Source organism: Amycolatopsis sp. CA-230715 (assembly GCF_018736145.1).
Classification (GTDB): Bacteria; Actinomycetota; Actinomycetes; order Mycobacteriales; family Pseudonocardiaceae; genus Amycolatopsis.
The window spans coordinates 2,650,165-2,668,571 of record NZ_CP059997.1; the positions used below are offsets into that span (position 1 = coordinate 2,650,165).

Annotated in this window: 17 protein-coding genes; 5 read left to right on the forward strand and 12 right to left on the reverse strand. The window is 71.6% G+C overall.

The genetic code is table 11. The features are described from left to right. Positions 1 to 15: 15 nt before the first annotated feature. Positions 16 to 846, forward strand: coding sequence for a glutamate ABC transporter substrate-binding protein (locus tag HUW46_RS12145; RefSeq protein WP_215547383.1), 831 nt, complete (start codon positions 16 to 18; stop codon positions 844 to 846). Then, positions 843 to 3,248 carry an ATP-dependent helicase HrpB gene (hrpB, locus tag HUW46_RS12150; RefSeq protein ID WP_215547384.1) on the forward strand — a complete coding sequence of 802 codons (2,406 nt, stop codon included), beginning with the start codon at positions 843 to 845 and terminating at the stop codon, positions 3,246 to 3,248. The genes HUW46_RS12145 and hrpB overlap by 4 nt, the downstream gene beginning before the upstream one ends. Positions 3,249 to 3,512: 264 nt before the next feature. Here hrpB and HUW46_RS12155 read toward each other — a convergent pair whose 3' ends face one another. Next, positions 3,513 to 4,295, reverse strand: coding sequence for an ion transporter (locus HUW46_RS12155; protein ID WP_215547385.1), 783 nt, complete (start codon positions 4,293 to 4,295; stop codon positions 3,513 to 3,515). A gap of 43 nt (positions 4,296 to 4,338) precedes the next feature. Further along, positions 4,339 to 4,899 (reverse strand): TetR/AcrR family transcriptional regulator, encoded by a 561-nt coding sequence (locus HUW46_RS12160; RefSeq protein ID WP_254126091.1) that lies wholly within the window; start codon positions 4,897 to 4,899, stop codon positions 4,339 to 4,341. A 67-nt stretch (positions 4,900 to 4,966) separates the two neighbouring features. Between HUW46_RS12160 and HUW46_RS12165 the strand changes: the two genes are divergently transcribed. After that, positions 4,967 to 6,130 carry an FAD-dependent monooxygenase gene (locus HUW46_RS12165; protein ID WP_215547386.1) on the forward strand — a complete coding sequence of 388 codons (1,164 nt, stop codon included), beginning with the start codon at positions 4,967 to 4,969 and terminating at the stop codon, positions 6,128 to 6,130. Here HUW46_RS12165 and HUW46_RS12170 read toward each other — a convergent pair. From HUW46_RS12170 to HUW46_RS12180, 3 genes are read right to left on the reverse strand one after another with little or no spacing between them, the layout of a single operon-like run. Continuing rightward, positions 6,096 to 6,749 carry a response regulator transcription factor gene (locus HUW46_RS12170; RefSeq protein WP_215547387.1) on the reverse strand — a complete coding sequence of 218 codons (654 nt, stop codon included), beginning with the start codon at positions 6,747 to 6,749 and terminating at the stop codon, positions 6,096 to 6,098. The two genes, HUW46_RS12165 and HUW46_RS12170, sit on opposite strands and share 35 nt — an antisense overlap. A 1-nt stretch (position 6,750) precedes the next feature. Then, on the reverse strand, positions 6,751 to 8,307 hold the full coding sequence (locus HUW46_RS12175) for a sensor histidine kinase (RefSeq protein ID WP_331477231.1): 1,557 nt from the start codon (positions 8,305 to 8,307) through the stop codon (positions 6,751 to 6,753). Positions 8,308 to 8,363: 56 nt separating this feature from the next. Next, the gene (locus tag HUW46_RS12180; RefSeq protein ID WP_215547388.1) at positions 8,364 to 9,077 is read right to left on the reverse strand and encodes a dienelactone hydrolase family protein; all 714 of its coding nucleotides are present in this window, start codon (positions 9,075 to 9,077) and stop codon (positions 8,364 to 8,366) included. Positions 9,078 to 9,136: 59 nt separating this feature from the next. On the opposite strand from HUW46_RS12180, the gene HUW46_RS12185 reads away from it, so the two are divergent. Then, positions 9,137 to 9,355, forward strand: coding sequence for a hypothetical protein (locus tag HUW46_RS12185; protein ID WP_215547389.1), 219 nt, complete (start codon positions 9,137 to 9,139; stop codon positions 9,353 to 9,355). Then, positions 9,352 to 10,116 (forward strand): hypothetical protein, encoded by a 765-nt coding sequence (locus HUW46_RS12190; protein ID WP_215547390.1) that lies wholly within the window; start codon positions 9,352 to 9,354, stop codon positions 10,114 to 10,116. Before HUW46_RS12185 ends, HUW46_RS12190 begins: the two co-directional genes overlap by 4 nt. A 3-nt stretch (positions 10,117 to 10,119) precedes the next feature. Here the strand turns inward: HUW46_RS12190 and HUW46_RS12195 are convergent, their stop codons facing one another. The 7 genes from HUW46_RS12195 to hutH form a co-directional block, all read right to left on the reverse strand. Further along, the gene (locus HUW46_RS12195; RefSeq protein WP_215547391.1) at positions 10,120 to 10,344 is read right to left on the reverse strand and encodes a hypothetical protein; all 225 of its coding nucleotides are present in this window, start codon (positions 10,342 to 10,344) and stop codon (positions 10,120 to 10,122) included. Between the two features lie 10 nt (positions 10,345 to 10,354). Continuing rightward, a complete protein-coding gene (locus HUW46_RS12200) occupies positions 10,355 to 11,485 on the reverse strand; it encodes an inorganic phosphate transporter (RefSeq protein WP_215547392.1) in 1,131 nt (376 codons plus the stop codon). 111 nt (positions 11,486 to 11,596) lie between these two features. Continuing rightward, positions 11,597 to 12,742: an imidazolonepropionase gene (gene hutI / locus HUW46_RS12205; RefSeq protein WP_215547393.1), complete on the reverse strand. Its 1,146-nt coding sequence runs from the start codon at positions 12,740 to 12,742 to the stop codon at positions 11,597 to 11,599. Continuing rightward, positions 12,730 to 14,028, reverse strand: a complete 1,299-nt coding sequence (locus HUW46_RS12210; protein WP_215547394.1) for a formimidoylglutamate deiminase — start codon at positions 14,026 to 14,028, stop codon at positions 12,730 to 12,732. The genes hutI and HUW46_RS12210 overlap by 13 nt, the downstream gene beginning before the upstream one ends. Further along, on the reverse strand, positions 14,025 to 15,218 hold the full coding sequence (locus HUW46_RS12215) for an allantoate amidohydrolase (protein ID WP_215547395.1): 1,194 nt from the start codon (positions 15,216 to 15,218) through the stop codon (positions 14,025 to 14,027). Before HUW46_RS12215 ends, HUW46_RS12210 begins: the two co-directional genes overlap by 4 nt. Continuing rightward, complete coding sequence (hutU, locus tag HUW46_RS12220; RefSeq protein WP_215547396.1) at positions 15,215 to 16,867, reverse strand: urocanate hydratase; 1,653 nt, start codon at positions 16,865 to 16,867, stop codon at positions 15,215 to 15,217. The genes HUW46_RS12215 and hutU overlap by 4 nt, the downstream gene beginning before the upstream one ends. Beyond that, positions 16,864 to 18,402 (reverse strand): histidine ammonia-lyase, encoded by a 1,539-nt coding sequence (gene hutH / locus HUW46_RS12225; protein ID WP_215547397.1) that lies wholly within the window; start codon positions 18,400 to 18,402, stop codon positions 16,864 to 16,866. The genes hutU and hutH overlap by 4 nt, the downstream gene beginning before the upstream one ends. Positions 18,403 to 18,407: the final 5 nt, after the last annotated feature.

An 18,407-nucleotide genomic window follows, 5' to 3' on the forward strand; every position in this document is an offset into this window, starting at 1 on the left:
GATGAGGGAGGCGGAGTGCGCGGCGCACGGCTGTTCCTCGCGCTGGTGCTGGTCGCGGTCCTCACCGCGTGTTCCGGGGCGGGCGGCTCCCCGTCCGACCCGCTGGTGGACAGGGCGGCGAAGACCGGGAAGCTCACCGTCGGAATCCGCTTCGACCAGCCGGGCCTTTCCGAGCGGACGGTCGACGGCCGCTACGTCGGGTTCGACGTGGACGTGGCGAAGTACGTGGCGAACGCGCTCGGGGTCGCCCCGGACGGCATCACCTGGCGCGAGACGACCTCGGCGACGCGGGAGACCGACCTCACCTCCGGCAAGGTCGACATGGTGGTGGCGGCCTACTCGATCACGCCGAAGCGCGAGCAGCAGGTGGCGTTCGCCGGGCCGTACTTCACGACCGGGCAGGACCTGCTGGTGCGGCGCTCGTCGGCGGATATCACCGGCCCGGATTCGCTCAACGACAAGCGGCTGTGCTCGGTGGCGGGGTCGACCCCGGCGCAGCAGGTGCGGGACCGGTTCGCGCAGGCCGTGCGGCTCGTCGAGTACCCGAGGTACCCCGACTGCGTGACCGCGCTGCTGGCGGGCCAGATCGACGCGGTGACCACGGACGCGGTGATCCTCGCCGGGTACGTGGCGCAGAACCCGGAGCTGCTGCGGGTGGTCGGCAAGCCGTTCTCCACCGAACGGTACGGCGTCGGGCTGCGCAAGGGCGACGCGAAGACGGTGACCGCGGTCGGCGACGCGATCCGCGCGATGATCGGCGACGGCGAATGGCGGAAGTCCTTGCAGCGCACCATCGGCGCGTCCGGCTACCCGCTGCCACCGGCACCGGAGGTCGCCAGGAAATGAGCCTTCTCACCCTCCCCGACCTGCCGGTGCGGGCGGTGCTGCCGGAACTGGCCGAAGCCATGGCGCGCCACGGCACCGCGGTGCTCGTGGCGCCACCCGGCACCGGGAAGACGACCGTGGTGCCGCTCGCGCTCGCCGAGGGGACCGAGGGCCGGATCGTGGTGGCCGAACCGCGCAGGCTCGCGGCGCGGGCGGCGGCGGCGCGGATGGCCGCGCTGCTCGGCGAACCGGTCGGGGAAACCGTCGGCTATGCGGTGCGCGGCGACCGGAAGGTGTCGAAGCGGACGCGGATCGAGGTGGTGACCTCGGGCCTGCTGGTGCGCCGCGTGCAGGGCGATCCCGAGCTGCCCGGCGTGTCGACGGTGCTGCTCGACGAATGCCACGAACGGCACCTCGACGCCGATCTTCTGTTGGCACTGCTGCTCGACGTGCGCGCCGGGCTGCGGGACGACCTGCGGTTGCTGGCCACCTCGGCGACCGTCGCGTCCGGGAAGCTGGCGGCGCTGCTCGGTTCGGCACCCGTGCTCACCGCCACCGCGAAGACCTACGACGTCGACGTCGGCTACCACGCGCCGCTGCGGGACGAACGCCTGGAAGCGACCGTGGCGAGGATCGTCCACATCGCACTGTCCGAAGTAGAGGGTGATGTGCTGGCTTTTCTTCCCGGTGTCGGCGAAATCGCGCGAACGTCAGCCCTACTCGCCGATCTGTCCGATGTGGACGTGCTGCCGCTGCACGGAAGGCTCACCGCCGCTCGCCAGGACGCCGCGCTGAAACCGGGCGCGCGGCGGCGAGTGGTCCTCGCCACCGCGGTCGCGGAATCGAGCCTCACCGTGCCGGGCGTGCGTGCGGTGGTCGACTCCGGCCGGTCGCGCGTGCCGCGCGTGGACCATCGGCGCGGCCTGCCCGGCCTGGCCACCGTGCGCGTGTCCGCCGCGGTCGCCGATCAGCGGGCGGGCCGCGCGGGCAGGGAGGCGCCAGGGCGCGCGTACCGGTGCTGGCCGAGCCACGAACAGGCCGGGCTGCCCGCCTACCCCGAGCCTGAGATCAAGGTAGCCGAGCTGTCCAGGCTGGCGCTCGAACTCGCGTGCTGGTCCACTCCGGAGGGTGCGGGACTGTCCTGGTGGGACGAGCCGCCGGAGGGGCCGTTCGCCGCGGGCCGCGAACTGCTGAGGACGCTCGGCGCCACCACGGCCGAGGGCTCCGCGACCGCGCGCGGCACGGCGATGGCCGCGCTGGGCCTGCACCCGCGACTGGCCAGGGCGCTGCTGGACGGCGCGGCGGAGGTCGGCCCCCGCTGCGCGGCCGAGGTGGTCGCGCTGCTCGACGCGGGTGGCGGCGGCGCGGATGTCGATGCCGAACTGCGCAAGCTGCGGAACTCCGCTGACGACGGCGCGAAGCGCTGGCGCCGTGAAGCGGCACGGCTGGCGAAGCTCGTCGAAGGCGGGCCGGAACGCCAGGACGCGGCTCTCGTCGTGGCGCTGGCACATCCCGAACGTCTCGCGCGCAGGCGCGCCGCCGGATCGCGGGCGTACTTGATGGCGGGCGGCACCGCGGCGGAACTACCGCCGGGCAGCGGGCTCGGGGACACCGAGTGGCTGGCGGTCGCCGAGGCGACGCGCGATCCCGGCCGCAAGAACGGGATCATCCGGCTGGCCGCCCGCGCGGACGAGGAACTGGCGGTGCGCGCCGCGCCCGGTCTGCTGTCCACTGTGGACGAAGTCGGGTGGTCGGGTGACGTGGTGGCGAGATCCGTGCGCAGGCTCGGGGCGATCGTCCTTTCCGAACGGCCGATCGCCGACCCCGATCCCGCGCTGGTGCGCGAGGCGCTGCTGACCGGGCTCCGCGAAGCGGGCCCCGGCCTGCTGGACTGGTCCACCGGCGCACGGCGGCTGCGGGAACGGCTGGCGTTCCTGCACGACGCGATCGGCGCACCGTGGCCCGCGATGGACGACGCGGCGCTCGCCGAGCGCGCGGGCGACTGGCTCGAACCGGAACTCTCCCGCGCGCGGCGCAAGTCCGATCTGCGCCGGATCGACACGGCGTCCGCGCTGCGCAGGCTGCTGCCGTGGCCGGAAGCGGCCAAGGTGGACGATCTCGCACCGGAACGGCTCGAAGTGCCGTCCGGCTCGAAGATCGCGGTCGACTACACCGCGAACCCGCCCGTGCTGGCGGTGAAGCTGCAGGAGACGTTCGGCTGGCTGCGCACGCCCGAGGTGGCCGGGGTGCCGGTGGTGCTGCACCTGCTCTCCCCCGCCGGGCGGCCGACCGCGGTCACCTCGGACCTGGAATCCTTCTGGCGCACCGGTTATCCGGCCGTGCGGGCGGAGCTGCGTGGCCGCTACCCGAAGCACCGCTGGCCGGAGGACCCGTTCACCGCCGAACCCCGCCGCGGCCGCTGACCACGCCCCGAAAGTGACGTTCGGGGCGCGGGGCGCGGTGATTGCGTGGGATGGTCCCCGAAGGCCACCTTCGGGGACTGTAACGCCACTTTCTCGGCCCTCGCAGGCGGCAGGCCGGGGCTGCCCGGTGCCCCGAAGGTGGCCTTCGGGGCACTAGACGCCGCAATCGCACCCCTCGCGCACTCGACCACCACAGGCCTTCACGCCCCGAAAGTGACGTTCGGGGCATCTACGTCCCCGAAAGCCACTTTCGGGGAACGAACGTCAGGGCCGGTGCTGTGGGCGGGTGGGGAGTTGCGCCACGAGGTCTTCGTCGTCACGTTCGTTGAGGCCCAGTTCGACGGCCTGCCTGATCTGTTCACGGTTCTCCTTCACCACGTGCGCGAAGAAGTCGTCGATGCGCGGGTCGGCGAGCACCTCGAGGGTCACCCGCATCACGGTGTCCACAACGGACCGCACGATTTCGTCGTGGAACGGCAGTTTCGCCAGCCGCCCGGTTTGCGGGTCGTTCCTGAGCTTTTCGGTGACCACGGCGCGCAGCAGGTCGTGGTTGTCCGAAAGGGAGCGAGCCAGGTTCTGCGGGTAGTTCCCGGTTTCCACGACCTTCACCACCTCGTCCATGACCGCGATCGTGATCGGTTTCTTGATCGCCAGCACGATCGGCCGCGAAAGCCGTTCCACGAGGCGCTGGGTGAACCGCTCGCCGAACGCGCGGTCCGCGGTGCGCGCGAGCCGGACGAGCACCACGACGACCCGCAGCAGCCGGAACCCGCGCAGCGCGGGGTGTGCGATCGGGATCATCCCGAGCACCTCGTACCAGTTGCGGAGCGGGAACTTCTTCTCCCAGCCGTGCCGCCGCCACCGGTACAGGAACTCCAGCAGGAACACTCCGCAGATCGCGGTGTCGACGATGAACACCACGCGCGCGGTTTCGGCGGGGTGGGGGAAGAACGTCACGAACACGAGCAGGCCGACGGAAAAGAGCGCGAGCGCGAGCATCGCCACGTCGAGCGCGCTGACCCGGCGCCGGGTGCCTGCGGTGGTCATGCGCGGCATTGTGCCCGCCGACGATCATCGGCGCTGGGTCGGCTCAGCCCAGCATGCCCCGCAGCAGCTCACGGGTGTCCGCGTGCAGTTCGTCGAACGACGGCGGCTCGTTCGATCCTCCACCGGCCACGGTGTCGAAGATCAGGCCCTCGCACCACGCGATGACCATGCGCGCGTGCCTGCCGGGGTCGGGCGAGCCCACCGTGGCCAGCACTTCGGCGCAGCGTCGGCGGAATTCCAGCGCGGCGCGCTGGTAAATCTCCCGCACCTCCGGCCGCCGGGTCGCTTCGAGCGCGAACTCGTAGCGGGCGATCATCCGGGGCCCGCTCTCCAGCAACGCGTGCACGAACCTGGCGACGTACGCGGCGGCCTCCTCGGGGCCGTGCGGGGCCGCGGGCAGCGCGGCCGTCACGTCGAGCTCGACCATCCTGGTGACCGCGAGCTCCAGCAGCGCCGCGCGCGTCCGCGCGTAGTACGAAGTGGACCCCGGCGGCAGCTTCGCGGCCCTGTCCACGGCGCGGTGGGTGAGTCCGCGCATGCCCTCGCCCGCGATGACCGCGATCGCGGCATCACCGATCCGCGCCACCCGCTCCCCCGTGCCCACCTGATCAGCCTAACGCATCCTCTACAGAAGTAGAGTAGCCTCTACTTCTGTAGAGAAGGGGGACTTCATGGGTGGGACGGCGATCGTGATCGGGGCCGGTATCGGCGGCCTGTGCGCGGCGATCGGGCTGCGCGAAGCGGGCTGGGAGGTCCGCGTGCTGGAGCGGGCCGAGCGGATGGGCAGCGTCGGCGCGGGCATCGGGCTCTGGCCCAACGCGCTGCACGCGCTCGACGAACTGGGCGTCGGCGAACGGATCCGCCCGCTCGTACCGCCACCGGGCACCGGCACCATGCGCGACCGGCGCGGCCGCGTCCTCGTGCACTGGGACAACCGCGAACTGCACACCGCGCTGGGCAAGCCACTGGCCGGTGTGCACCGCGCCGATCTGCTCGAAGCGCTGCTCGGCGCGCTGCCCGAAGGCACCGTCCACACTGGAATCGAGGTCACCGGGGTCACCGCGAACGGCACGGTCCGCTCGGCTGGCGGCGAAGCCGAAGCCGATCTCGTGATCGGCGCGGACGGAGTGCGCAGCGTCGTGCGGAACGCGCTGTGGCCCGCGCACCCCGGCCCCGTCCACGGTGGCAGCACGGCGTTTCGCGCGGTGCTCGACGATGTGCCCGACGGCGTCGTGTCGACGGTCGTCGGGGCGGGCACCGAGTTCGGCACGCTGCCGCTGGCAGGCGACCGGCTCTACTGGTACGCGTCCATGCGCGCGGCTCCCGGCGTCACCCGCGAAGACCCGAAAGCGTTCCTGCTCAAGCATTTCGACGGCTGGCCGCCCGGTACCCGCGACCTGATCGACCGGACGCCATCGGACCGCGTCCTGCACAACGACCTGGCACACCTGCGCACCCCGCTGGCGAGCTACGCGACGGGGAAGGTCGTTCTGCTCGGCGACGCGGCGCACGCCATGCTCCCGTTCCTCGGCCAGGGCGGCTGCCTGGCCATCGAGGACGCGACCGTGCTCGCGTCGCTGCTTTCCCGGCATCCGGTGCCCGAGGCGCTCGCGCGCTACGACGCGGAACGCAGGCCGCGCACGCAGAAGCTCGTCCGCCTCGCGAGGCGAGCGGGGCAGGCCTCGCTCGTGGCCAACCCGGTCGCGGTCGCCGCGCGGAACCAGCTCGTCCGGCTGCTGCCGTCGCGCGGGCACGTCCGCAGGCTGTCCGTGCCGGCGCGCTGGCGGCCGCCGGCGATCGTCAGCCCGTCACCAGACCGGCCTCGTAGGCGATGATGGCGGCCTGCACCCGGTTCTTCGCGTCCAATCTGGACAGTATCGAACTGACGTAGGCCTTCACCGTTCCTTCGACCACGAACAGCTTGCCCGCGATGTCCGCATTGGACAGTCCGGAACCGACAAGTGCGAGCACTTCGCGTTCCCGGTCGGTCAGCGCGGTGATCCGCTCGCGCGCGGCCGCGGCGCGCGAGAGCCGGTCGCTCGGCAGCTGGGCGATGACGCGCTGCGCGATCTTGGGCGAGAGGAACGCCGCGCCCTCGGCCACCGCTCGCACCGCCGCCATCAGCTCGCGCGGATCACCCGACTTCAGCAGGAACCCGCTCGCGCCGTCGCCGAGCGCCCGCGCGATGTAGGCGTCCTCGCCGAACGTGGTCAGGATGATCACCGCGGTCTCCGGCACCAGCCTGCGGATCTCCGCGCTCGCTTCGAGACCGTCGAGATGCGGCATCCTGATGTCCAGCAGCGCGACGTCGGGCCTGGTCCGGCGCACCTGTTCGACGGCGTCCCTGCCGTCCTCGGCCTGCGCGACCACCTCGATCCCGGGATCGGCGGACAGGATCGCGGCGACCCCGGCCCTGATCATCGCCTCGTCGTCGGCCAGCAGCACGCGAATCACGTCAGTCCTTCCGCACGATCTTGACCACGTCCTTGGCCACCAGCCTGCCATCGGCGAAGCACAGCCGGTGCACCTCCCGCTGCAGATCGAACACGCTCCCGCCGACGCCGTAGTACTCGCAGTCCGAGCCGGGCGGCGGCGGGTGCAGCGGGTCGGCAGGATGAAAGTCGGTCTGACGGCGTGGCAGCACCGGAGACATCTCCTGCCGCGTCTCGCCGATCCTGAGCCCGGCGAAATCGTCCCTGCCCAGCTGCGACTTGTTGTAGTTGACCAGGAACACCAGTCCGACGATGCCGAGCAGGCAGCACATGATCGCGGGCGGGACCACGATCGCGGCGATCAGGCTGCGCCGCACCTGCCGCCGCGCCGCCTGGTGGGCGCGCGCGGACTCGGACCGCGTCACGCTGCTCGCGGAGTCCGATTCGGACGGTGAGCCGTCGAGCGGCAGCGTGGCGAGCACCTCGAACCCGTCGCTCTCACACGGCTCCGCCCGCAGCGTGCCGCCGACCAGCCGCACCCGCTCCGCCAGGCCGAGCAGGCCCTGCTTTCCCGACACCACACCGGGCATCGGGCCGGTCGGGGGTTTCGCGTTGCGGACGAGCACCGTGGTCTCGTCCTCGGATCGCCGCACCCGCACCGTCACGGCCGCACCCGGCGCGTGCTTCGCGGCGTTCGTCAGTCCTTCTTGGACGACCCGGTGCACCGCGCGCCCGACCATGTCCGGATCGGACCGCGATTCGTCCACTTCGGAGTCGATCAGCATGCCGGACCGCCTCGCCCGCTCGACCACCTCGAGCACGCTGTCGTCGACGGGCTCGGTCGGCGCCTGCTCCTCCCGCAGCACCCCGATGATCTGGCGCAGCCGGTCGGTGGCCACCGCGGCACTCTTGCGGAGTTCGGCCGCCTCCCGCTGCTGGCTCTCCCCCAGCCCGCCCGCGACTTCGAGCGCGGCCGCGCGCACGGCGATGAGCGCCAGCTCGTGGCCGAGCGAATCGTGCATGTCGCTGGCGATCCGCGCGCGCTCGCGCAGCCGCGCCTGGTCCGCCACGATGCGCTGCTGGTTCTCCAGGTCCTCCGCGCGCTGCCAGCCCGTGCGCACCAGGTCCTCGCGCAGCCGGAGGTACCGGCCGACCTGCCACGGCAGCAGCCCGGCGAAGAGCAGGACCGCGGCCATCGCGCCCCAGTCGGCCATCTCGGTGTCGTTGACCGCGAACGACACCGGCACCCCGGCCAGCCCGATCGCGGCGAACGCGATGAGCGCTTCGCGGGCCCGCGGCATCCGCCTGCCCGCGAAACAGCACATCACCACCATCAGGCCGATGGGCCACGCGGGCACGCGGTCGGCGAAGTTGAACAGCGTGTCGACGCTGGTGACCGCGGCGGCGACCAGCGAAACCAGCGGCGACCACCGCGCGGTGGCCACCGACACGGTGACCGAGAGCAGCCCCAGCACCAGCGTGAGCACGCCGGGGTGCTCTTCGAACACCATCCCGCACAGGAACAACCAGATGGCGACCTCGAGCACCACCACCCGTCTTCGCCACAGCGCTTTCCACACGCCGTCAGACGCTACAAGCCCGCATCCGGGCGCCACCATCGACGAAAGTCAAGTGTTCAGCTCGTGGTGGCGGTGGCGAACGCGAGCGCCTGCGGCCACGAGATCGCGAACGCGTCCTTGTTGACCTGCGCCTCCTGGTGCGCGCGATCGCTGAAACCGTGCTCGGCTTGCGGGTAGAGGTGGATCAGGCTCGGCCCGGACTCGCGGTCCTGCAACGCCTTCTGCAGCGCGTCGAAGCTCTCCTTCGGCACGATCGCGTCCTTCCCCGGGTAGAGCATGAGCACCGGTGCTTCGATCCGCGCGCTGTGCTCGACGGCGTCCACCACGTGGTTCGGCCGCGGTGGGATCGGCACGGTCGGGTGGTAGGCGATGACGTTGGCCAGCCGGGCGTCGCGGCCGCCGAGGATCAGGGCGAACCGCCCGCCGAGGCACCAGCCGATCACCCCGGCCTTCTCGCAGCCGAGGTCGCCGAGCAGGTGGTCGAGCAGCGCTTTCTGTTCGGCGAGCACCGTTTCGTCGTCGAGCTGGTTCATCTTCTCCACCAGCTGCTCGATCGGCGTGTCGTCGGAGCTGACGCCGTGCCACGGGTCCCAGGTCAGCGCGGTCATCCCGGCCGCGGCGACGGACTCGGCGAAGTCGCGGACCTGCGTGCCGATCCCGGTGATCATCGGCAGCAGCAGCATCCCGCTCGTCGAACCGCCCTTCGGCCTGGCGAGGTACGCCCCGAGGCCCTGGACGGTGATGGTCGAAGTTTCGATCTCGATGGCCATGTCCGCACGGTAAACCCCCGCATGGGGCATGATCGACCGAACCCGTGCAGGAGGTGCTCATGGTGGAGCGGCGAAGGCGCACGCTCGGCGAACAGCTCGGCGGCGAGCCGCCGGAGGGCGTGCGCGCCCTGCCGGAACCCGATCAGCAGGCCCTCGCCGATCTCATCGGCGACGCCAGGCGTGCGCAGGGCGCGGCGCTCGCGAAGGCGGGCGAAGACGGCCTCAAGTACGTTCCCGCCTTGCTGCGAGGCGCGGTGCGGAAGGCGGTCGGCCTGTGAAGCCCGATCTCGACACGCGCGGGGAGATCCTGAAGCTCGCACGGGTGCTGGGCGTCCCACCGTCCCGTTTGGACTACCTGGCGCCGGTGCCCGTGCGCGATCTTCGCCTGCTGCGGGCGCGGGTGACCGATGTCCTGTTCGACGCCAACCTGCCCACGCTGCGGCGCATGGCCGCGGCCAGCAAGCTCATCCCGGCGCCCGTGGTCGCGAAGATCGCGGAGCGCACCTTCGGGCCGTTGCTGTGCGCGCGGATCGCGGGGCTCGTCGACCCGGCCCGCGGCGTGGACGTCGCCAAGCGGCTGTCCACGCGGTTCCTCGCCGACGTCGCGACCGAGCTCGATCCCCGGCGCGCCAGCGAAATCATCGCCGGGATCCCGACGCCGATCGTGGTTTCGGTGGCCGGTGAACTGGTCGGCAGGGCGGACTGGATCACCATCGGACGGTTCGTCGGGCATCTCCACGAGGGCGCGATTTCCGCCTGCCTGGAAGTGATCGACGACGCCGCGCTGCTGGAGGTGGCGTTCGTGCTGGACGACAAGGCGCGCATCGACCACGTCGTCCGGCTGCTCCCGTCGCCGCGGTTCAGCGGCGTGGTCGTCGCCGCGGCGGATTCGGGTTCGTGGGAGTCCGTTTTGGACCTGATCTCGCACGTTTCCCTCGGGCGGCGGGAAAAGTTCGTCGCCGCGTTACGGGAGCTGCCCGCGGACACGCGCGCGTCAGCCGAAGCCGCCGCCTCCGAGTTGGGCGTCGACCTCTCGTAGCACCTACATCGCGACGATCAGATAGATGCCGTATCCGACAATCGCCGCGCACACCGCGAAGCAGGAGACCGCGAGCGTCAGGCCGGAAGTGCCCGAACCGCCGCCTTCCCGCACCGCCGCCCGCTGCGACAGCCCGCGCACGCCGAACGCGAACAACGAGGTCAGCACCGCGACCACGGCGAGCGCGACCACGAACACCGTACCGAGCGCGCCCCATTCGATGTGCATGCCAGCCCCCTCAGACCGCGACCGGAGCCGGCGGCGCCGGCTCGTCGACTTCGTTGACCGAGTTCGCGGTGACCGGGTTGCGGCGCGAAACCAGGTAAATCCCCAGCGCGATCGCGACACCCGCCACGCCGACCAGCACTGTGCCGACGCTGCCGCTGGTCGAAACCCGCGCGGCGATCGCGCCGACGATCGCGGCCGCGGGCAGCGTCAGCGCCCACGCGATCACCATCTTGCCCGCGACGCCCCAGCGGACCTCGGCGAGCTTGCGGCCCATCCCCGAGCCGAGAATGCCGCCGGAGCACACGTGCGTTGTGGACAGTGCGAACCCGAGATGCGACGACGCGAGGATCACCGCGGCCGCGCTCGTCTCGGCAGCGAACCCTTGCGGCGTCTGGATTTCGGTGAGCTTCTTGCCCATCGTCTGGATGATGCGCCAGCCGCCGAGGTAGGTGCCGAGCGCGATCGCGGCACCCGCGGAGAGCACCACCCACAGCGGCGGGCCGGACCCGGCGGCGAGCGAACCGGACGAGATCAGCGCGAGGGTGATCACGCCCATCGTCTTCTGCGCGTCGTTCGTGCCGTGCGCGAGCGAAACCAGCGACGCGGACAGCGCCTGCCCGGTCTTGAACGTCTTCCCCACCACGTCCTGCCGCGCGGACTGGGTGATCCGGTACACGCCGAAAGTGGCGATCAGCGCGACGACGCCCGCCACCACCGGCGACGCGAGCGCCGGGATCAGCACCTTCTCGACCACCTTCGCGAAGTGCACCGCGTCGGCGCCCGAGGCGATCCAGGTGGCGCCGATCAGCCCGCCGAACAACGCGTGCGACGAGCTCGACGGCAGCCCGAGCAGCCAGGTCACCAGGTTCCAGATGATGGCGCCGACCAGTCCCGCGAAGATCACCACCGGGGTCACCTTCGTGTCGTCCACGATCCCGCCGGAGATCGTCTTGGCGACCTCGACCGACAGGAACGCGCCGGCCAGGTTCAGCACCGCGGAGAGGGCGACCGCCACTTTCGGCCGCAGCGCACCCGTCGCGATGGAGGTGGCCATCGCGTTCGCCGTGTCATGGAAGCCGTTGGTGAAGTCGAACGCGAGTGCCGCGACGACCACCACGACCACGATCAGGGACGGATCCACCGTGCACCTCCGATAAACGCGGGCCGCTTCAAACGCTACCCACGCCGTCGGCGCACCCGGTCCCCTTCGGGTGTCGGCTTCCTGAACAGTCCGTTAATGCGTTTCCGACATTTACGACAAACGCTCTCCCCTGCGCCACACCGCCCAGGTGAGCGGGACTCCCGGGCGGTAAGCGAGATGGGTCACCGAAGGCGCGTCGAGCACGTGCAGATCCGCCCGCGCGCCTTCGCGGAGCACGCCGACGTCGTCGCGCCGGAGCGCGCGAGCACCGCCAAGAGTCGCCGCGCGGACGGCCTCGTCCACCGACAGTCCCATTTGGAGCACCGCGGTCGCGACGCAGAACGCCATCGACGTGGTGTACGAGCTGCCCGGGTTCGCGTTGCTCGCGAGCGCGACGGTCGCGCCCGCGTCCAGCAGGCGCCGCGCGGGCGCGAGTGGTTGCCGCGTCGACAGGTCGCACGCGGGCAGCACGGTCGCCACGGTGTCCGACGCGGCGAGCGCTTCGACGTCCGAATCGGACAGGTACGTGCAGTGGTCGACGCTGGCCGAGCCGTGTTCGACCGCGAGCCGGACGCCGGGTCCTTCGCCGAGCTGGTTTCCGTGCACGCGCGTGCCGAGCCCGCGCGCGGTCGCCGCGGCCAGGATGCGCGCGGTCTGGACCTCGTCGAAGGCGCCCGTCTCGCAGAACACGTCCACCCAGCGGACCCGGTCGGCCACTGCGTCGAGCATCTCGCCGCGGACGAGGTCCACATAGGACTCCGCGTCGGCGCCGGGCGGCACCAGGTGCGCGCCGAGGAACGTCACCTCGTCGACGACCTCGGCCGCGATGCGCGCGGACCGGTCCTCGTCCGGCACGGTCAGCCCGTACCCGGTTTTCGTTTCCAGGCAAGTGGATCCCTGCGCGTAGGCCTCGTCGACGTGGCGCCGCAGGTTCGCCACGAGCTGGTCGTCGGTCGCCGCCCGCGTCGCTTCGACCGTGGTCGCGATCCCGCCCGCGCGATAGGGCGCACCCGCCATCCGCGCCTCGAACTCGGCGGTGCGATCCCCGGCGAACACCAGGTGCGTGTGGCTGTCGACCCAGCCGGGCAGCACCGCGCGGCCCTCGACGTCCACGCGCTCGTCGGCGTCCGGCGCCTTCGTCGCGGGCCCGGTCCAGACCACCCGCTCGCCGTCGAGCACGATCGCGGCGTCGTGGATCCGCCCGGTGTCCCCGGTGTTCGTGGTCAGCTCGCCGATTCCGGTGATCAGTACCGCCATAGCCCCTCGATCTCCTTCGTCAGCACGGTTTCCGGTCGTTCGATGCCCTGGTGGACGCCGTCGCGAACGATCTCGCGGCCCGCGACCACGACGTGGCGCACGTCCGATGCCGAAGCCGCGAGCAACGCGCCGTCCGGCTCGATCCCCGCGGTCCGCACCGAGCCGAGGCCGATCGTGACCAGGTCGGCGGCGCCACCCGCCTCGATCCTGCCCGCCTCCGGCCAGCCGATCGACGCGTGCGCGGCGGCCGCGGCGAGCAACTCCGCGGAAGTGAACCGGCCGCGCGTCTCGCTCGCCAGCCGATCGTTCATTTCGAGCGCGCGCGCTTCTTCGAAACCGTCGACGACGGCATTGCTGTCGCTGCCGAGCGAAAGCTTCACTCCGCTGTCCGCGAGCGTGCGCGCGGGCCCGATCCCGTCGCCGAGATCGCGTTCGGTCGTCGGGCAGAAACAAGCGGTGCAGCCCTCGTAACCGAGCAGGCTGATGTCGTGACCGGTCAGGTGCGTGGCATGCACTGCGGTCAGCCGAGGTGTCAGCAAACCTTTGTCGGACAACAACTCCGTCGGCGAAAGTCCGTACGCGGCGAGGCACTGCTCGTTCTCGGCGCGCTGTTCGGACAGGTGCACGTGGAGCGGACGGTCGTCGCTCACCTCGACGTCGGCGAGCTGATCCGCGGGCACCGCGCGCACCGAATGCACCGCGCCGCCGACGCGAACCAGCTCAGACTCCCCCAGTGCCGCCACGCGATCCGCCCAGCCGCGCGCGGTGCCGTCGGAGAACCGGCGCTGCACCTCGTCGAGGTCCTTCCCGACGCCGCCGGCGAGATAGCACGTGTCGAGCAGCGTGATCCGGATCCCCGCGTCCCCCGCCGCTCTGATCAGCGCGGCGCCCATCTCGTTCGGGTCCGCGTAGGGCGTGCCACCCGGCGCGTGGTGCAGGTAGTGGAACTCGCCGACGCTGGTGTACCCGGCGAGGACCATTTCCGCGTAGACACCGCGCGCGAGCCGGTAGTACGACTCGGGATCGAGGCGGGCGGCGAGCGAGTACATGCGCTCGCGCCAGGTCCAGAACGTGCCGCGTTCGTGGTGCGTGCGGCCGCGCAGCGCCCGGTGGAACGCGTGCGAGTGCGCGTTCGCGAAACCGGGCAGGGTCAGCCCGTCCAGCACGGTTCCGGCGCGCTCGGCACCCGCGGTCACCGAGGTGATTTCGGTACCGTCGACCTCGATCCGCACCGCTTCGGCGACCCCGCCGGGCAGCCAGGCGTGTTCACACCAATATGTCGTCATGTCGACAAGTGCTCCAGTGTGGACGCGAGCGTCACCGCGCCGTGGTCCACGTCGGCGGCCTCGGCGAACTCCTCCGGTGCGTGGCTGATCCCGGTCGGGTTCCGCACGTAGAGCATTCCCGTCGGCACGTGCGCGGCCAGGATCGCCGCGTCGTGCCCGGCGCCGGTCGGCAACGCGGGCACCCCGCCGAGCACGCCGTCCATCTCGTCGCGCAGCGCCGGATCGAACACCACGGTGTCCGAATAGGACTCCTCGGTCACCGTGACGTGGCAGCCTTCTTCCCGCGACGCTTCCGTTGCCGCCGCGGCGATCTCGTCGACGAGATCACGCGTGGCGCCGGGCACCCGCGCGTCCAGCCACAAGTCCACTGTGGACGCGATCACGTTCGTGCCGCCCGGCGTGGGCACCAGCCTGCCGACGGTCGCGCGCGCGTCGTCGAACTTCGCCGCCACCCGGCGCGCCGCCGCGACGACCGAGGCCGCGGGCAGCATCGGGTCGTGCCGGTCGCCGAGCACGGTCGCGCCCGCGTGGTTTCCCTGTCCGGAGAAGGAAAACCGCCAGCGCCCGTGCTCGATCACGGTGCTGCCGACCGCGACCGGCCCGCCGAGGTCGATGAGCCCGCGCCCCTGTTCGACGTGCAGTTCCACGAACTTCCCGATCCTGCCGAGCACCTCGGGATCCGGTCCGAACCGAGCCGGATCGTGACCGGCCTTCGCCGCGGCTTCGGCCAGCGTCACGCCGTCCGGGTCGCGCAGCCCGCGCGCGCGGTCGGGGTCGATCGAGCCGGTCAGCAGCCGCGAACCGAGGCACGGCACGCCGAACCGGCCGCCCTCCTCCTCGGCGAACACGACCACCGCGAAGGGGGTGGACGGCGTGAAACCCTTGCGGCGCAGGATGTCCACCGCGTCGAGCGCGCTGACCACGCCGAGCGGGCCATCGAAGGCGCCGCCGCCGGGAACCGAGTCGAGATGGCTGCCGGTGACCACCGCACCCGGGCCGGGAGTGCCCCACCAGGCCCAGATGTTGCCGTTGCGGTCCGTCTCGACGTCGAGCCCGCGCCTGGCCGCCTGCTCGACGAACCAGGTGCGCAGCTCGTCTTCGGCGGGGTCGAACGCGTGCCGCGAGTAGCCGCCACGGCTCGCGTCGCGGCCGACCCCGGCGATCTCGGCCAGGAGGTCCGAGGCGGTCATTCGCCCTCCCGCATGGGGATCCGCACGCCGCGCGCGTCCGCGACCTCGGCGGCGCGGTCGTATCCGGCGTCCACGTGGCGGATGACGCCCATCCCGGGGTCGTTCGTGAGCACGCGCTCGATCTTCTTGCCCGCCAGCTCGGTGCCGTCCGCGACGCACACCTGCCCGGCGTGGATGGACCGTCCCATGCCGACACCGCCACCGTGGTGAATGGACACCCAGCTCGCCCCGGACGCGGTGTTGACCAACGCGTTGAGCAGCGGCCAGTCCGCGATGGCGTCGGAGCCGTCGGCCATGCCCTCGGTCTCGCGGTACGGCGACGCGACGCTGCCCGAGTCGAGGTGATCGCGCCCGATGACCACCGGCGCCTTCAGCTCGCCGCTCGCGACCATCTCGTTGAACCGCAACCCCGCGAGGTGCCGCTCGCCGTAGCCGAGCCAGCAGATCCGCGACGGCAGCCCCTGGAACGCGACGCGCTCACCGGCCATCTTGATCCAGCGGGCGAGGGATTCCTTCTCCGGGAACAACTCCAGCATCGCGCGGTCGGTCGCGGCGATGTCCTCGGGGTCGCCGGACAGCGCGGCCCAGCGGAACGGGCCGTTGCCTTCGCAGAACAGCGGGCGGATGTAGGCGGGCACGAAACCAGGGAAGTCAAAGGCGTTCTCGCAGCCGCCGAGCTTCGCCTCGCCGCGCAACGAGTTGCCGTAGTCGAACACCTCCGCGCCGCGCGCCTTGAACCCGAGCATGGCGTCCACGTGCTCGGCCATCGATTCGCGCGAGCGGTCGGTGAACTCGTCGGGCTTCTTCGCCGCGTAGTCGTGCCAGTCGTCGACCTCGATGCCCTTCGGCAGGTACGCCAGCGGGTCGTGCGCCGAGGTTTGATCGGTGACGATGTCGACGTCCAGCTCGCGCCGCAGCAGCTCCGGCAGGATCTCCGCCGCGTTGCCGACCACGGCGACCGACAGCGCGCGCCGTTCCTTCTTCGCCGCGCTCACCCGGCGGATCGCGTCGTCGAGGTCGTCGGCGACCTCGTCGAGGTACCGGGTCTCCACCCGGCGGTGCGCGCGCTTCGCGTCGCATTCGATGACGAGCGCGACGCCGTCGTTCATGGTCACCGCCAGGGGCTGTGCGCCGCCCATGCCGCCGAGCCCCGCGGTCACGGTGAGCGTGCCGCGCAACGTACCGCCGAACCGCTTCGCGGCGACGGCGGCGAACGTCTCGTAGGTGCCCTGCAAAATCCCTTGCGTACCAATGTAAATCCACGATCCGGCGGTCATCTGGCCGTACATGGTCAGGCCGAGCTGTTCGAGCCTGCGGAACTCCGGCCAGGTGGCCCAGTCCCCGACCAGGTTCGAGTTCGCCAGCAGCACGCGCGGCGCCCACTCGTGCGTGCGGAACGCGCCGACCGGCTTACCGGACTGCACGAGCAAAGTCTCGTCGGCGTCCAAAGTGGTCAGACAGCGGGTGATCGCGTCGAAGCTCGCCCAGTCGCGGGCCGCCTTGCCGGTGCCGCCGTAGACGACCAGGTCCTCCGGGCGTTCGGCGACCTCGGGGTCGAGGTTGTTGTGGAACATCCGCAGCGCGGCCTCGGTCTGCCAGTTCTTCGCGGTGAGCGTGGTGCCCCGTGCGGCACGGACGGTGCGGGTCATGAGAGCTCCCAGTTGTTCTTGACGGCGTCGAGGACGGCGCCCGACGCGACGAGTTCTTCGGCGGCAGCGATTTCGGGTGCGAGGTGGCGGTCAGGGCCGGGGCCTTCGACCCGCGTGCGCAGCAGTTCGCGAACGGCGCCGGTGACCGGCGATGACTTGAGCGGCGCGCGGAAGTCGAGCGCCCGCGCGGCGGTGAGCAGTTCGACGGCGAGCACCGTGGTGAGCCCGTCGACGGCCTTGCGCAGCTTGCGCGCGGCGGACCAGCCCATCGAGACGTGGTCCTCCTGCATCGCGCTGCTCGGGATCGAGTCGACCGAAGCCGGTGCCGCGAGCCGCTTGAGATCGCTGACCACGGCGGCCTGCGTGTACTGCGCGATCATGTGCCCGGAGTCCACGCCGGGGTCACCGGCGAGGAACGCGGGCAGGCCGTGCGAACGGGCCACGTCGAGCATGCGGTCGGTGCGCCGCTCGGCGATGCTCGCGACGTCGGCGACCGGGATGGCGAGGAAGTCGAGCACGTAGGCGACCGGCGCGCCGTGGAAGTTCCCGTTCGACTCCACGCGACCGTCCGGCAGCACCACCGGATTGTCCACAGCGGACACCAGCTCGCGGTCGGCGACGAGTTCCGCGTGCGCGAGCGTGTCGCGCGCCGCGCCGTGCACCTGCGGCGCGCACCGCAGCGAGTACGCGTCCTGCACCCGAGTGCAGTCGGGACCGCGGTGGCTCGCCACGATCTCGGACCCGGCGAGCGCGGCGAACATGCGGCTCGCCGACAACGCCTGCCCCGGATGCGGACGCAGTGCCTGCAAGTCGGCCGCGAACGCGCGATCGGTGCCCAGCAGCGCTTCCACGCTCATCGCGGCCGTGAGATCGGCGACGTCGAGCAGGCGGTTCAGGTCCGCGGCGGCCAGCACGAGCATGCCGAGCATCCCGTCCGTGCCGTTGGTGAGCGCGAGCCCTTCCTTCTCGGCGAGCACGACCGGCTCGATCCCGGCCGCCTCCAGCGCGATCGCGGCCGGGACCCGCTGGCCCGCCTTGTCGAACACCTCGCCCTCGCCCATGAGCGCGAGCGCGACGGCGGCGAGCGGGGCGAGATCGCCCGAGCAGCCGAGCGATCCGTACTCGTGCACGACCGGCACGATCCCGGCGTTGATCATCGCGGCGAGCGCGGCCGCGGTACCGGGGCGGACCCCGGTGTACCCGGTGGTGAGCGTGCGCAGGCGCAGCAACATCAGCGCGCGCACCACCTCGGGCTCGACAGCGGGTCCGGCACCGGCGGCGTGCGACCGGATGAGCGAACGCTGCAGCGCGGTCCGGCTCTCGGTCGGGATGTGCCGCGTGGCGAGCGCGCCGAACCCGGTCGAAACGCCGTACGTGGGCTCGGTGGCCTCGGCCAGCGCTTCGATGTGCTGTCGGGTCGCGCCGAGGTTCTTCTCGGCGGTCTCCCCGATCGTGACGTGGGCGCCGCCCCTGACGACGGCGACGACCTGCTCACGGGCGAGTGGCCCGTGGCCAAGGAGGACTGTTTCCGGCATGGCCC